Raw genomic sequence first — 14,327 nt, forward strand, 5'->3', positions numbered from 1 at the left:
GAAAGGATTGAGACGATGGCAGACTGGAAGGAACAGTCTCTACGTGTTTGGCGAAAACTAGGTAAAAAAGAACGTTATACGATTATTGGATCGGCAATATGTTTAATGATTGCTATTTTAGGGTGGAGTTATTGGTGGGGTGGAAAGCCCGATATGGTTCCATTGTTTACCGGTATGGAAGCCAAAGACGCAGGTGAAGTTGCAGCAAAACTAAAAGAAATGAAAATTACTTATGAACCTCAGGAAACATCAAGTGGTACTTCTATATTGGTACAGGCAAAAGATGTTCATAGTGCGCGGTTAGAACTTGCAACGCAAGGACTTCCACGAGGGAAAAAAGGCTTTGAAATTTTTGATGATAGCAAGTTAGGTGTAACTGAATTTCAAAATAAAGTGAATTATCTGCAAGCTTTACAAGGCGAACTTACAAGAACAATTGAAGAACTTGAGGAAGTAGAAAAAGCACGTGTACATATTGTACTTCCGGAAGATAGCTTATACAAAAAGAATGAGAAGCCGGCAACTGCTTCTATTATGCTTAAATTAAGACCCAATGCTCAATTGACAAAGCAGCAGGTAAAAGGGATTGTTAATTTAGCATCGCATAGTGTACAGAGCTTATTACCGGAAAATGTAACAATTGTTGATAATATGGGTAAGGTTTTAAATGATCCGGAAGATGATGAAAAATCAGTGGGAAATGTTACGTTAACGCAATTAGATATGACGAAAAAAATTCAAGAAAGATTGCAAAGAGACGTACAGTCCTTATTAGATCAAGTAATTGGTGAGGGAAAAGCTGTTGCCAGAGTTAATGTAGAATTGAGCTTCGATCAAAGGACGATGGATAAACAGGTTTTTGAACCGGTTGTTGATGATTCAGGAATTATTCGCAGTTCACAACAAACAAATGAAACTTATAGTGGTTCATCGGAAACGCCGGGAGGTCCAGCAGGGACAGCTTCTAACATTCCAGGATACGTTACAGCAAATGGAAATAATAAATCTGATTATACAAAAAAAGAAGTAACGAAAAATTATGAAATAAATGAAACAAAAGAAAAAGTTGTAGCAGCTCCTGGGTCTATTAAACGATTAACTGTTGCAGTATTAGTGGATGAACAAGTAACACCAACCCAACAGGAAAGTTTACAAAGAGCGGTTGCTTCGTCAATTGGTTTAAATACGGAACGAGGCGATATGATTTCTGTAGAGGCTTTACCATTTAGTACGGATGCATTTGATAGACAGGCCCGCGCTGAACAGGATGCAGCAGCAAAAGAACAACAAATGTTCTGGTTACAAATCGGCTTGCTTGCATTGATTTTAGGGGCAATCGCTGCATACTTTATTAATAAACGCCGTAAAGAACGTCTGGAACGAGAAGAACAAGAACGTCTTGCTATGGAAGCATTGGCTGCGAAAGAACAAGCAGCTACGTTTATAGATACGAATATTGATAATGAACCAGAATTAAGTCCAGAAGAACAAACAAAATTAAATGAACGTAAAGTAATTGAGGATATGATTAGAACGCGTCCAGAGGATGTTGCTCAAATCGTAAAAACTTGGTTGGCTGATGAATAAAAGGAGGTTGTGATGAATGGATATGTATGGCGCTAGTAAAGAGATGTCGACGAAACAAAAGGCAGCAATATTTTTCATTGCAATGGGGCCCGAATGTTCAGCCCAACTATTTAAGCATTTGCGCGAAGATGAAATAGAAAAACTTACTTTAGAAATTGCAAATCAAAGACAAGTGAGTCAAGAGGATAAAGATAAAGTAATTAGTGAGTTTTATCAAATGCTAGTTGCGAAAGAATATATATCCTCTGGTGGTTTGGATTATGCAAGAGAAGTGTTGGAAAAAGCGCTTGGAACGGAAAAGGCGGTCAATATTATAAACCGCCTAACTTCCAGCTTGCAAATACGCCCTTTCGATTTTGCAAGAAAAACTGATCCAGGTCAATTGTTGAACTTTATTCAAAGTGAACATCCGCAAACGATTGCTCTAATTATGGCGTATTTACAGCCAGAACAATCCGCAGCGATTTTATCTGGATTGCCAGCGGAACGACAAGTTGAAGTTGCAAAAAGAATTGCAACAATGGATCGTACCTCTCCAGATGTACTTAGAGATGTGGAACGTGTTTTAGAAAGAAAATTATCTTCGCTTGTATCACAAGATTTCACAGCAGCTGGGGGAATTCAATCAATCGTAGAAGTATTAAATCGTGTTGATCGGAGTACGGAGCGTACAATTATAGAAAACTTAGAAGTTGAAAATCCGGAATTGGCTGAAGAAATTAAACGGCTTATGTTTGTATTTGAAGATATTGTTATGCTTGATGATCGTTCACTACAGATGGTACTACGCGAAATCGATTCCAAAGATTTGGCACTTGCATTAAAAGCAACATCTCCAGAGGTTGGCGAAAAAATATACAAAAATATGTCAAAACGCGCTGCGGATATGTTACGTGAAGAAATTGAGTACATGGGACCTGTTAAAATTCGCGATGTTGAAGAATCTCAACAAAAGGTTGTTAATGTAATTAGACGCCTTGAAGAGTCTGGTGAAATTGTTGTAGCACGTGGTAAGGGAGACGAAATGATTGTCTAGAGTGATAAAAGGTGCTGTGTTACAAGATGATAATCCAAAAGTAGTAGATATTCCGCGAATTATAGTTTCAAGTACCATGTTAAATGATGATGTGATAAGTGAAGAAGACAGAAAATTTGCTGCTGCGTGTGAAGTTTTTATGGCAGAACAACAAAAAAAAGCAGAAGTGTGTTTAAGTGATGCTCAGACGCAGGCAAGCAAGATTTTAGTAGAAGCACAGAGTAAGTATGATGAGTTTCTCAACCAAGCAAAGGTTGAAGCTGAAGAGTTAAAAACAGCAGCTAAAGAAGAGGGATATCGTTTAGGATATGATGAGGGGTATGCAACTGCTTTAGAACAAGTGAAAAAAGAAATGGAAACAGCTATTGAAGAGGCGAATATAAAAGCAAAGCGCATCATTGAAGTAGCGGAATGTGAAAAAAAAGAAACGATATTAAAGGCTGAACGCGAGATTTTAGCAATTGTTACAGCAGTAGCAGAAAAAATTGTAAAAGAGAAATTTGCAGAAAATCATACACTCGTTGTTGAAGTAATAAAAAAGGCTTTAGAAAAGGTTAAAAACCAGAGAAAAATCAATATTAGGGTTTCGATGGATGATTATGAGTTCGTATTGCAATCTAAGTTGATTTTTGAATCTATGCTTGATAGTGATTTTGAACTTTCAATTATACCTGATAAGCTTATTGCTAACGGTGGGTGTATAATTGAAAGTGAGAATGGTACGGTTGATGCAAGATTGGAAACTCAATTGGATGCAATAAAAAAAGCTGTTCAGGATGTTATATAATGATGGAAATTGATTTTTCAAAATATATAAATGCAATAGATGCTTGTGAACCCATTAAGTTGAATGGGAAGATTACACAGGTTATTGGTTTGGTTATAGAGTCTCAAGGCCCTAATGTTAGCCTTGGTGAACTCTGCTATGTATGTTCAAGATTAGATGATGTTGAGCCGATTCCAGCCGAAGTTGTTGGTTTTCGTCAAGGCAGCGTTTTATTGATGCCAATTGGTGAGATGCAAGGGATTGGTCCAGGGTGTGAAGTTATTGCTGCACAAAAAATGCTCAAGGTCAATGTCGGCAGGCAGTTACTAGGTCGAATTCTTGATGGACTTGGTAATCCTATAGATGGAAAAGGCCCGTTGATTACGGGAACAGAATATCCGCTAAATGCAATGCCGCCACATCCGTTGTCAAGACCGAGAATTCAGAAGTCTCTATCTGTAGGGGTAAGGGCTATTGATGGGGTGATTACAATGGGATGTGGGCAGCGTATTGGAATTATGGCAGGAAGTGGTGTCGGAAAAAGTACATTACTTGGAATGATTGCCCGAAATACCGAGGCAGACATTAGCGTAATTGCTTTAGTTGGTGAACGTGGTCGTGAAGTACGAGAATTTATCGAACGTGATTTGGGGGAAGAAGGTTTGAAACGTTCGGTAGTAGTTGTCGCTACATCCGACCAACCGGCATTGGTAAGAATAAAAGGTGCGATGACCGCTACAGCAATTGCTGAATATTTTCGTGATCAAGGCATGAATGTAATTTTAATGATGGATTCAGTTACTCGGTTTGCAATGGCACAACGTGAGGTTGGGCTGACAGTTGGAGAGCCTCCAGCTACACGTGGTTACACTCCATCTGTATTTGCAATGTTACCACGTTTGTTAGAACGTGCAGGAACGAATGACAAAGGTTCTATTACGGGCATTTATACAGTTCTTGTCGATGGTGATGATATGAATGAACCTATTGCCGATGCGGTTCGAAGTATTCTTGATGGGCATATTGTTTTATCTAGAGCTATTGCGGCGCAAAATCATTATCCAGCAATTGATATTTTAAATAGTGTAAGCAGGGTAATGTTAGAGATTGTTGAAAAGAAACATTATCAAGCCTCACAAAAGTTGCGTTCGGCGATGGCTGTATATCGAGAGGCTGAAGATTTGATTAATATTGGTGCATATGTTGCAGGCAGTAATGAAAATATTGATAAGGCAATTCGGGTCATTGGTGAAATAAAAGCGTTTTTGCAACAAGATGTGTATGAAGTGGATACATTTGAAGAAACGGTTGAACGTTTATTGAAATTATCTTCATAACTGTGGAGGCTTTTCTAAATGAAAAAATTTAAGTTTCGTTTAACCGCAGTATTAAAAGTTGCCCAAATAAAGAAAGAACGGGCTGAAATTGCTTTTGCAGAAGCGACAAATGCCTTGATAAAGGAAAAGGAAAGCCTGAAAGTTTTTGAGTTAGAGCTAGAAGCAGGTCTTAAGTCGTATGAAGAAATAGAAAATCAAAAAATTACAATTGGATTACTCACAAGTTATAATACATATTTTTTCCGTTTGCGCACGCAAATTGAACAACAAAAACATGTAATTAATGAAGCAGAAAAAAAAAGACAAGAACGGTTGGACGAATTTCAAGAAGCTTTAAATAAATTGAAAACTATTGAACAATTAAAAGAAAAACGGTTAAAAGAATTTAAAGCGGAACAATTAATAGAAGAACAGAAAGAATTAGATGAAATCGGTTTGCAGATACATGCTCGAGCGATGAGGTGAAATGATGAATGGAGTAAATCTTGTCTTTCAACGAATAAAAGAAATTGAAACTAGATTTGGTATTTCAGGGGCTAGTTATACTGGAGTAAAAATGAATAGCGCAAAGGCGAATGCTAGTGAATTCCACAATGAAGGTGCATTGAAATCTGAAAATGATTTTTCAGATTTGATTCGTCAGGCTGCTCATAAATATGGAGTAGATGCTAAATTAGTAGATGCGGTAGCAAAAACTGAGTCCAATTATTCTCCTACAGCAGTTTCTGAAGTTGGAGCAGTCGGGATCATGCAGTTAATGCCGGATACAGCGTCTTCCTTAGGGGTAAATAATATTTATGACCCAAAAGAAAATATTGAAGGTGGCGTTAAGTATATAAAACAACTCCTAAATACTTTTGATGGTGATGTAAAGAAAGCTGTTGCTGCATATAATGCTGGTGCACAAGCTGTAAAAAATTATAATGGAGTTCCTCCATATACAGAAACACAAAATTATGTAAGTAAAGTTTTAGATTTATATCGTTAAGATGATTTTGTATATTATTTAGAAAGTAGGTAAGCAGATGGCGATTTGGCGAAAAAATAACGAACAGACAACAGAAGCAACTAAAAAACCGAATCGTTTTTTACGCTTAATAAAAATTCTAGCTTTTATCTTATTATTTCTTTGTTTGATTATAGGGGGGTTCTTTTTAGGGGTGTATTTACGTGTTTTTGATGTAAATGCAATGAATGAGAAACTAGAGCTATATAAATACCCTGTGATTGGACAGTACTTTGAGCAGCCCGAGAATATCGATGAAAAAGAACACAGTGATAATATTGAACTAAAGTCTAAGCCAGCAGCTAAATCAGAGGTAAAACAAGACCTGTTGAAGAATAATAATGCAAATGGTAGGACGAACCCTAACAGTGCTGTTGTCCTAACAAAAGAAGAGATTGAAAAACAAATGAAACTTCGACAGGCAGAAGAAAAAAAACGTATTTCAAAGCTAGCAAGGCTTTATAATGAGATGAAGCCGGAAGATGCCGTTAAATTACTAGAACAACTTGATGATAATATGGTATTAGCTATTATGGGGAAAATGGAAGATGATCAGGTTGTCCAGATTTTACCGCTTTTTAATACTGCACGTGGAGCGAATTTAACGCGTATTATGTATAATGGAAAACCTCCGGTTGTTACGGAGGTAAGATGATTTTTATGAATGAAAGGAGGTGAGAAAGATGAATATGATGCTAAACATGGTGAATGTTCCAGTAAAAGAGCCTGTAAAAGGACAAGTAGCAACGAATATATCTACTGAAAAAATATCGAATCAAAATACTTCTAAAGTGTCTACCAATAGCAAAGGGAAAGATGGAAAGAATTTCAATGATGTTTTAACTAATGCGACAAATGAAAATCAGAATGTAGAAGAAAACGCTGTTCAGGCAGGAACAAATGATGTGTTAAATGCTATGGCAACAGCAGTATTGAATCCGAAACTGACAGTAGTGGATAATCAGACTGAAACTTCGATAAATTTTGCTGAGATAAAAGAAAATGCTTTGGAAGTATCAAATGAAGTTCTTGATAAAAATCCAAATGATGTTCTTGGGCAAAATCTAGCTAATGATTTTGCAAGTAAATTGCAAAATATGCAATTGCAACAGTGGAGTCAAAAACAAGTAGGCGATGTGAGTAACACTATTCAGCAACCGATAGAAGCAGCTGTAGCAACTCAAGAGGTAGTGGAGTCTATTCTACCACAAATAGATCCAGCACTGACTAAGTTGAAAACTGATGGTAAGAAAGATTCTTTGCAAGCGTATTCAACAGATGTAAATAAATCGGAAACTGTAGGTAAGCCATTAGTAAGTGAAAATGTCATTCCGTTAGCTGGTGAGAACTTGCAAAATACAAATCCTACAAAAGTGGATTTACTTAAGTCAAATCAGCAACCTCAGGAAAATTTAAAAAGTAATCTAAATGTTTTATTTGTTTCTGATAATGCTAGGCAAAAGATTAGTCAACCGTTACAAAATGCTGAGCCACAAACAACGCTGGATACTTCTACACCAATTAATCAATTTGCGGTTATGATGAATAACCGTATAGATACCAATGTTGTTCAACAAACGAATGCCTTGAGTCAACCAGAGGAAACAGTAACTGATTATGATATTCATACACAAATTATTGACAAAGCAAAATTAATAAAAAATAACGAAGATACACAGATGATCATTAAGCTTAAACCAGAACATCTTGGAGATTTGACGTTAAAAGTTATCGTTGAAAAAGGTGTGGTAAGTGCTTCGTTCCATAGTGAGAATGCACAGGTGAGGACAATGTTAGAATCTTCATTAATTCAACTGAAACAGGAACTGGCAAGTCAGGGGATTAAAGTTGATAATGTAAGTGTGTATGCTGGACTTGGCGACTTAATGTCTAATGGGGAACAGGCTCAATATAATCAACAGAAGTCCTCAAAGTTTAAGAATCAAAAAATTGATTTAGCTGATTTTGAAGAAGAAGTTGATAAAACCAATGTACCTATTTCAAAGGTTACAGATGATGGCGTGGATTATCGAATTTAAAGGAGGTTTATACATATGGCAGATAGTACAACAATCACAGATGGTACATCTTTAAACACTACAAATGGAGTAGTAAATAGTACGATAAAAACGACAACGACAACACAGGCTGGCGGAGAGCTTGGTAAAGAATCATTTTTAAAGCTTTTAGTTACACAAATGCAGTATCAAGATCCATTGGACCCACAAGATAATGCTGAATATATTGCGCAGTTAGCACAATTTTCTTCGTTAGAGCAAATGACAAATGTTAACTCTACATTAGAAAAAATGAATACTTTGATAGGTAATATGGACACTTCTTTATTAGTAGGCCAAACAAGTAATTTCATTGGCAAAGAAATTGAATGGCAAAATGATAAAAAGGAAATGCAAACTGGTACAGTTACAGGTATTAAAATTGTGGATGGACAACCATATGTTTTAGTTGGTAATATTATAGTTTCTATTTCACAAATTCATGGAATTGGTACAATGCCAGCTGAAGAGGGAACAGGAGATAAATCGTAAGAGGAGGATTAGTGAATGGCTGAAAATAAAATTTATTTTCAAGCACAGCCACTCTTGCCGATTGATAATCGTCTTAGGGCAAACAATGTAGCAAAGTATAAAAGTGCAGGTAATGATTTTGATAAGCTACTTAATGAGAAACTTGATTGTTTAAAGTTTTCACAACATGCTTTAGATCGTTTGCAAAGCAGAAATTTGCAGTTAAGTGAAGCTGATTTGAAAAGGTTGAGCCAAGCTGTAGATAAAGCGGCGCAAAAAGGTGCAAAAGAATCATTGGTCATGATGAATGATATTGCGCTTGTTGTAAGTGTAAAAAATCGGACGGTTATTACAGCCATGGATGGCAATGGTGCAGAAGATAAAATAATTACAAATATTGATAGTGCAGTGATTTTATAAGCTTGGACCTTAGGAGAGTTTTGACTATAGAATGATTGATATAGTCGCACTGCAGTATCTTAAGGAAGGATGATTTATTATGATGCGTTCATTATTTTCCGGTGTGTCTGGCTTAAAAAATCATCAGACGCGAATGGATGTTATTGGTAATAATATTGCCAATGTAAATACTACAGGCTTTAAAGGAAGCCGTGTAACTTTCCAAGATATTTTAAGTCAAAATATCGCTGGTGCGGCATCCGCACAAGGAAATAAGGGGGGAACAAACCCTAAACAAATTGGTCTTGGTATGGGAATGGCGTCAGTAGATACAAATTTTGGTGACGGTTCATTGCAATCGACAGGGAAAAATACAGATCTTGCACTTTCGGGAAATGGATTCTTCATTTTGGGTGATGGTGCAAATAAAATTTATACGCGTTCGGGTGCATTTGAATTTGATTCGGATGGTAATTATACGGTACCAGGTAGTGGTTTGTTAGTGCAAGGCTGGATGGCTGATGCAAGTGGAAAGATTAATGCGGGTGGCGATGTAACTGGTATTACAATTCCAAAAGGACAGACAATGGCAGCACAAGCTACCCAAAGTATAGGGTATACGAAAAATTTATCTGCTGAAGGTAAAGCGAGTCAAACGACAACTACTACAGATACTGTAGCTGATACTACACCTGCTTCAGGACCAACATCTACTACGAATACTCTTACTGATGGAACAGTTATTGTAACGACGATAGAGTATACTGGAACCCAAAAGATTACAAAAACTGAAACAACTACTCCCCCAACAAAGGTAATTGCACCAGTTACTGTTTATGATAGTGAGGGTGTAGAACATAAAATTACAGGTGTTTTCACAAAAACTGGTGACAATAAATGGCAATATACTCCAGGCTCTACAGCACCATATCAAACTGATACTGGGTTTGCAATTACAGGAGGAGTCTATGATATAGAATTTAATACAGACGGTACTTTTAAATCTGTTTCTGGAACTCCGATGACTTTTCAACCTACACAAGCAAATGCAATGACAGTAACACCGGATTTTTCAAAAATGACACAGTACTCTGGAGAATCGACAGCTACAGTAACGAGTAGAGATGGATATCCGGCGGGTGATTTAGAGAGTGTAAGTATCGATTCATCAGGAGTTATTACGGGGAAATTTAGTAATGGATTAACAAAAAGCCTTGCACAGGTAGCGATTGCTACATTCAATAATCCTGCAGGCTTAACTAAGCTTGGCTCTAATACTTTTTCGGAATCCAACAACTCTGGTGTTGTTCAGATTTCTACATCCGGCAATGGCGGTGCAGGAACGATTACTCCAAGTAATCTTGAAATGTCTAATGTTGATTTATCAGAAGAATTTAGTAATATGATTATTACGCAACGTGGTTTCCAGGCAAATTCAAAGATTATTACAGTTTCTGATGAAATGCTTGAAACTTTAGCAAACTTAAAACGATAATTTAAATATGGAAAGGGGATCTTCCCCTTTCCTATAAAAAGGGGAAGATATTGTGATTAAAGTAACACGTTTTAATTCTGACGGTGAAGGTGAAATAATTTTAAATGCGGAAATTATTGAAATGATAGAACAAACGCCGGATACTGTAATTACGCTTACAAATGGTAAGAAACTAATTGTTGAGGAAAAAATGGAAGAGGTCGTAAGAAGAGTTATGACTTATCGAAGAGCTTTAGGGGGAAATTTTCGTTAATAAAATTGAATGTCCAATGTAATCTTTTCTATAAAAAAGATACATTTTTATTATAATTACAAAAGGGCAGAAGGTTATACAACTTATGAAAAGTTGTATATTACTTGATGAAAGAAATAATAATCAAGTGATGTTTTATCCTTTACATGGAGGTGTGGATGATTGGCTGAAGAAGAAAAAACAAAAGAACAACCAGCTAAAAAATTCCCTATGCTTATGGTTGTAGGGCTGGTTGTGGTAGGATTATTGTTAGCTGGAGCTGTATCGTACTTTATTGCGACAAAGGTAATGGCTGATTCTGCTACCAAAATAGAAAAGCGAGACCCAGGAATATTTTTGAAACTTGGTGACAAAGATGGAATGATTGTTAATGTTGGCGGTGTAAAGAGTGGGCGTTTTCTTAAAGTTGGTGTTGTCTTAGAGATGCGTGCACCGAAAAGTGAAAAAGCAGAAGAAGGAAAACTAAGTTCAGTTACAGAAACTAAATTATTAGATTCCGTCTTACAATTGTTACGGTCACAAAAAATAGAGGATTTTGATCCAGTAAAGCAAGAAGAGTTAAAAACACAAATAAAAAATGAAGCAAATAAAGTGCTTGGTGAGGATTGTGTTTATGAGGTTTATATTACCAGCTTTGTGTTGCAGTAATGATATAACTGATGTTCACTTAAGCTTAAATGAAAGGAGGGTGAACATTGGCCGCGTCTGATGTCTTATCGCAGTCAGAAATTGATCAGTTGTTATCAGCTTTGTCTACTGGTGTTGTTTCTGCAGAAGAAATAAAAGATGAAGAGAAACAAAAGAAAATAAAAGTATATGATTTTAAACGACCTGATAAATTTTCAAAAGACCAAATTAGAACTTTATATATGTTACATGAAAACTTCGCACGTTTATTGAATACATATTTATCTACACATCTTAGGGCTATCGTTAATGTAAATGTTGCTTCCGTTGATCAGTTGACATATGAGGAATTTGTAAGGTCTTTATCTAACCCAAGTGTTATTGGGGTATTAAACATGGAACCTTTAAAGGGAAACATTATTTTTGAAATGAATCCTAATATTGCTTTCGTTATTATAGATCGTCTTTTTGGTGGTTTGGGCGAAAGTTTGTCAAAAATAAGGGCTTTGACTGATATTGAAGAAGTAATTATTCGTAGAGTATTTAATAAAGCTTTGGAGAGCTTTAAGGAAGCATGGCATAATGTGATTGAAATAACGCCTAAATTAGAGGCGATTGAAACCAATCCGCAATTCACCCAGATTGTTCCACCTAATGATATGGTGGTTATTATTACCTTGCAGGTGAAAATTGGGGATATAGAAGGTTTAATGAATATCTGTATTCCTTATCTTGTACTGGAGCCAGTTATGTCAAAATTAACGACCACGTATTGGGTAGCTTCCTCAGTGGCGAAAGAAGATCATCCTGAACAGGTTAAAGTTTTACAACGGAAGATTGAAAAAACGTATGTGCCGCTTATTGTTGAACTTGGGAAAATTGATATTACTGTTCAAGAGTTTTTAGATTTGGCAGTAGGTGATGTTTTACAGCTAGATGCGAAAGTTGGCAATGAATTAAACGTAATTGTAGGTAGAAAGTCTAAGTTTTGGTGTAGACCAGGTACCTCAAGTAATAAGGTTGCTGTACAAATAGCAAGGGTAAATACAGAAGGGGATGATGAGGATGAATGATGGTTTTCTTTCACAAGAAGAAATAGATGCTTTGCTTAATGGTGGTGGAAGTACACCAGAATCGCAACCAGAACCGGAAACATCTGAAAGTGTGTCTGTGGGCATTACGGAAGATATTTCAGATATGGAGAAGGATGCTTTAGGTGAAATTGGAAATATTTCCATGGGAAGTGCGGCTACGACATTATCCGTACTTTTAGGTCGACGCGTTTCAATTACTACGCCAAGAGTTTCAGTAGATACTTTAGGGGCAATAAAAAATCATTATCCATTACCATATTTAATTGTGCAAGTAGGTTATACCCAAGGCATTAGTGGTGATAATATTTTAGCAATTCAAGAACAAGATGCTTTAATTATTGCTGACTTGATGATGGGGGGAGAAGGAACGAATCCTCCAACTGAATTGAATGAATTGTATATGAGTGCTGTTGGAGAATGTATGAACCAAATGATGGGAGCTGTTGCTACGTCCCTATCAACTATGTTTAGCAAAAAAATTGATATTTCTCCACCACTTGTAAACTTAATAGACTTGGCAAGCGAGACAAAAATTAGTGAGGTAGTCAATGAGAGTGAAGAAATTGTAAAAGTTGCATTTAGAATGGAAGTAGAGGGACTAATAGATAGTGAAATAATGCAAATTCTTCCCCTTAATATTGCGAAAGAGATGGTTGATAATTTAATGTCTGGTGGAATGCAAGCTGAAGAGATACCGGCAGCTCCAGTTGCTAAAGCAATGTCTCCACAATCCCCAGCTGCTACAGCGCCAACACAAACAGTACCTGTTGCTGCTGCTGCGGCACCGTCTGTTGCGGCGCCTGCACCACAACCAACGCCAGTAGCTTATGCACAACAACCAATGTATGTTACGGCACCGATGGAAGCTAGAGTTTCACCAAATGTTCCTGTACAGCCAGCTCAGTTTTCCCCATTAACACAATCAGCTGTACCTATAAATGATGGTAATATTGGCTTAATCTTGGATGTGCCTCTTCAGGTTACTGTTGAATTAGGAAGAACTAAGAAGTTAATAAAAGATGTTTTAGAATTATCTACAGGCTCGGTTATTGAATTAGATAGATTGGCTGGGGAACCTGTCGATATTTTAGTTAATGGTAAGTTGTTAGCTAAGGGAGAAGTTGTAGTTATAGATGAAAATTTTGGTGTTCGTGTTACTGATATTGTAAGTAGCATGGAACGTATGAGAAATTTGCAATAAAGTTTAGTGTACGAGAATGATAATTAAGGAGAGATTAAAATATGGCGATTAGAGTTTTAGTTGTTGATGATGCGGCTTTTATGAGAATGATGGTTAAGGATATTTTATCAAAAAATGGTTATGAGATTGTTGGAGAAGCTGAAAATGGGTTAAAAGCTTTAGAAAAATATCAAGAATTAAAACCGGACTTAACTACTATGGATATTACAATGCCTGAAATGGATGGGATTAGTGCAGTTAAAGAAATCAAAAAAATTGACCCAAATGCAAAAGTTATCATGTGTAGCGCAATGGGGCAACAAGCAATGGTGATAGAAGCAATTCAGGCTGGGGCAAGAGATTTTATTGTAAAACCATTCCAACCTGATCGTGTTTTAGAAGCTGTTCGTAAAGCAGTAGGTTAAATTCGATGAAGAAAAAAACATATACAATAGTTTGGCTTTTAGCAGCAGTCATGTTGTTAACATTTGTACATACGATTGGGTATGCAGAGGCTGTGCAAAGCGGCTATTTGACATATGAAGAGCCAACGACGCAATCGTCACAATCTTCATGGGTGTCGACAATTGCCTATTTATTTAGCTTATTAGTGGTCTTTTTATTTGTTGCCGGAATGGCTTATTTTGTTTCTAAGTTAATAGGACAGAAACTAGGGGGAGTGGGGCTTTCTAAATCAAGTAGAGTTTTAGAAAGCTTGCCACTTGGCGCAAATAAATCTTTATGTATCGTTGAAATGGCTGGTAAAGTAATGCTTATTGGAGTTTCAGATCATAACATTACTTTATTAAAAGAGATTACTGACGAAATGGAAATTGTTAAATTACGTGCCCAAGCTGAGGAATTAAAAGGGCAAAGTGATTTTAATCATATTTTTGAAAAACAACTCATTTCTTTAGAGGAATTGTCAAGGCGAATTCCTGCTATGCTAAAAAAGAAGGATCATAAGTAAGAGAAGGGGTAAAATTTGTGATTAAACGCCAGAATATAAATTTTTTAAT

At 36.5% G+C, this 14,327-nt stretch carries 17 protein-coding genes; all 17 read left to right on the forward strand.

What is annotated here, in order from left to right; genetic code table 11:
• Positions 1 to 15 precede the first annotated feature (15 nt).
• Positions 16 to 1,587 (forward strand): flagellar basal-body MS-ring/collar protein FliF, encoded by a 1,572-nt coding sequence (fliF, locus tag ACWZFG_RS01720; protein ID WP_418627323.1) that lies wholly within the window; start codon positions 16 to 18, stop codon positions 1,585 to 1,587.
• A gap of 22 nt (positions 1,588 to 1,609) precedes the next feature.
• Positions 1,610 to 2,623, forward strand: a complete 1,014-nt coding sequence (fliG, locus tag ACWZFG_RS01725) for a flagellar motor switch protein FliG (protein WP_147668248.1) — start codon at positions 1,610 to 1,612, stop codon at positions 2,621 to 2,623.
• A 1-nt stretch (position 2,624) separates the two neighbouring features.
• Positions 2,625 to 3,410, forward strand: a complete 786-nt coding sequence (locus ACWZFG_RS01730; RefSeq protein WP_455576961.1) for a FliH/SctL family protein — start codon at positions 2,625 to 2,627, stop codon at positions 3,408 to 3,410.
• Positions 3,410 to 4,726, forward strand: coding sequence for a flagellar protein export ATPase FliI (gene fliI / locus ACWZFG_RS01735; RefSeq protein ID WP_147668014.1), 1,317 nt, complete (start codon positions 3,410 to 3,412; stop codon positions 4,724 to 4,726). Before ACWZFG_RS01730 ends, fliI begins: the two co-directional genes overlap by 1 nt.
• 18 nt (positions 4,727 to 4,744) lie before the next feature.
• Positions 4,745 to 5,191 (forward strand): flagellar export protein FliJ, encoded by a 447-nt coding sequence (gene fliJ, locus ACWZFG_RS01740; protein WP_177505372.1) that lies wholly within the window; start codon positions 4,745 to 4,747, stop codon positions 5,189 to 5,191.
• A 4-nt stretch (positions 5,192 to 5,195) separates the two neighbouring features.
• On the forward strand, positions 5,196 to 5,714 hold the full coding sequence (locus tag ACWZFG_RS01745; RefSeq protein ID WP_177505373.1) for a lytic transglycosylase domain-containing protein: 519 nt from the start codon (positions 5,196 to 5,198) through the stop codon (positions 5,712 to 5,714).
• A 37-nt stretch (positions 5,715 to 5,751) separates the two neighbouring features.
• The gene (locus tag ACWZFG_RS01750; RefSeq protein WP_177505374.1) at positions 5,752 to 6,387 is read left to right on the forward strand and encodes a MotE family protein; all 636 of its coding nucleotides are present in this window, start codon (positions 5,752 to 5,754) and stop codon (positions 6,385 to 6,387) included.
• A 28-nt stretch (positions 6,388 to 6,415) separates the two neighbouring features.
• Positions 6,416 to 7,771: a flagellar hook-length control protein FliK gene (locus ACWZFG_RS01755; protein ID WP_455576946.1), complete on the forward strand. Its 1,356-nt coding sequence runs from the start codon at positions 6,416 to 6,418 to the stop codon at positions 7,769 to 7,771.
• A 15-nt stretch (positions 7,772 to 7,786) separates the two neighbouring features.
• Positions 7,787 to 8,281, forward strand: a complete 495-nt coding sequence (locus ACWZFG_RS01760) for a flagellar hook capping FlgD N-terminal domain-containing protein (RefSeq protein ID WP_177505376.1) — start codon at positions 7,787 to 7,789, stop codon at positions 8,279 to 8,281.
• A gap of 15 nt (positions 8,282 to 8,296) precedes the next feature.
• Entirely contained in the window at positions 8,297 to 8,680 is a 384-nt protein-coding gene (locus tag ACWZFG_RS01765; RefSeq protein ID WP_177505377.1) for a TIGR02530 family flagellar biosynthesis protein, read from the forward strand.
• A gap of 79 nt (positions 8,681 to 8,759) precedes the next feature.
• Positions 8,760 to 10,154, forward strand: a complete 1,395-nt coding sequence (locus tag ACWZFG_RS01770) for a flagellar hook protein FlgE (protein ID WP_177505378.1) — start codon at positions 8,760 to 8,762, stop codon at positions 10,152 to 10,154.
• 52 nt (positions 10,155 to 10,206) lie between these two features.
• Positions 10,207 to 10,407 carry a flagellar FlbD family protein gene (locus ACWZFG_RS01775; protein WP_147668030.1) on the forward strand — a complete coding sequence of 67 codons (201 nt, stop codon included), beginning with the start codon at positions 10,207 to 10,209 and terminating at the stop codon, positions 10,405 to 10,407.
• Between the two features lie 162 nt (positions 10,408 to 10,569).
• The gene (locus tag ACWZFG_RS01780; protein WP_418627326.1) at positions 10,570 to 11,055 is read left to right on the forward strand and encodes a flagellar basal body-associated FliL family protein; all 486 of its coding nucleotides are present in this window, start codon (positions 10,570 to 10,572) and stop codon (positions 11,053 to 11,055) included.
• 47 nt (positions 11,056 to 11,102) lie between these two features.
• Entirely contained in the window at positions 11,103 to 12,107 is a 1,005-nt protein-coding gene (fliM, locus tag ACWZFG_RS01785; protein ID WP_147668032.1) for a flagellar motor switch protein FliM, read from the forward strand.
• Entirely contained in the window at positions 12,100 to 13,329 is a 1,230-nt protein-coding gene (gene fliY, locus ACWZFG_RS01790; RefSeq protein WP_455576947.1) for a flagellar motor switch phosphatase FliY, read from the forward strand. The genes fliM and fliY overlap by 8 nt, the downstream gene beginning before the upstream one ends.
• Positions 13,330 to 13,370: 41 nt before the next feature.
• Positions 13,371 to 13,733, forward strand: a complete 363-nt coding sequence (locus ACWZFG_RS01795) for a response regulator (RefSeq protein ID WP_147668036.1) — start codon at positions 13,371 to 13,373, stop codon at positions 13,731 to 13,733.
• A 5-nt stretch (positions 13,734 to 13,738) separates the two neighbouring features.
• Positions 13,739 to 14,278 (forward strand): flagellar biosynthetic protein FliO, encoded by a 540-nt coding sequence (gene fliO / locus ACWZFG_RS01800; protein ID WP_418627506.1) that lies wholly within the window; start codon positions 13,739 to 13,741, stop codon positions 14,276 to 14,278.
• Positions 14,279 to 14,327 lie beyond the last annotated feature (49 nt).

The organism is Anaerosinus sp., from assembly GCF_965318445.1.

What these genes read in the sequence shown, in the direction of transcription:
- fliF (WP_418627323.1), top strand. Translation starts at nt 16, where the DNA reads ATGGCAGACTGGAAGGAACAGTCTCTACGTGTTTGGCGAAAACTAGGT.
- fliG (WP_147668248.1), top strand. Translation starts at nt 1,610, where the DNA reads ATGTATGGCGCTAGTAAAGAGATGTCGACGAAACAAAAGGCAGCAATA.
- fliI (WP_147668014.1), top strand. Translation starts at nt 3,410, where the DNA reads ATGATGGAAATTGATTTTTCAAAATATATAAATGCAATAGATGCTTGT.
- fliJ (WP_177505372.1), top strand. Translation starts at nt 4,745, where the DNA reads ATGAAAAAATTTAAGTTTCGTTTAACCGCAGTATTAAAAGTTGCCCAA.
- ACWZFG_RS01745 (WP_177505373.1), top strand. Translation starts at nt 5,196, where the DNA reads ATGAATGGAGTAAATCTTGTCTTTCAACGAATAAAAGAAATTGAAACT.
- ACWZFG_RS01750 (WP_177505374.1), top strand. Translation starts at nt 5,752, where the DNA reads ATGGCGATTTGGCGAAAAAATAACGAACAGACAACAGAAGCAACTAAA.
- ACWZFG_RS01755 (WP_455576946.1), top strand. Translation starts at nt 6,416, where the DNA reads ATGAATATGATGCTAAACATGGTGAATGTTCCAGTAAAAGAGCCTGTA.
- ACWZFG_RS01760 (WP_177505376.1), top strand. Translation starts at nt 7,787, where the DNA reads ATGGCAGATAGTACAACAATCACAGATGGTACATCTTTAAACACTACA.
- ACWZFG_RS01765 (WP_177505377.1), top strand. Translation starts at nt 8,297, where the DNA reads ATGGCTGAAAATAAAATTTATTTTCAAGCACAGCCACTCTTGCCGATT.
- ACWZFG_RS01770 (WP_177505378.1), top strand. Translation starts at nt 8,760, where the DNA reads ATGATGCGTTCATTATTTTCCGGTGTGTCTGGCTTAAAAAATCATCAG.
- fliY (WP_455576947.1), top strand. Translation starts at nt 12,100, where the DNA reads ATGAATGATGGTTTTCTTTCACAAGAAGAAATAGATGCTTTGCTTAAT.
- ACWZFG_RS01795 (WP_147668036.1), top strand. Translation starts at nt 13,371, where the DNA reads ATGGCGATTAGAGTTTTAGTTGTTGATGATGCGGCTTTTATGAGAATG.
- fliO (WP_418627506.1), top strand. Translation starts at nt 13,739, where the DNA reads ATGAAGAAAAAAACATATACAATAGTTTGGCTTTTAGCAGCAGTCATG.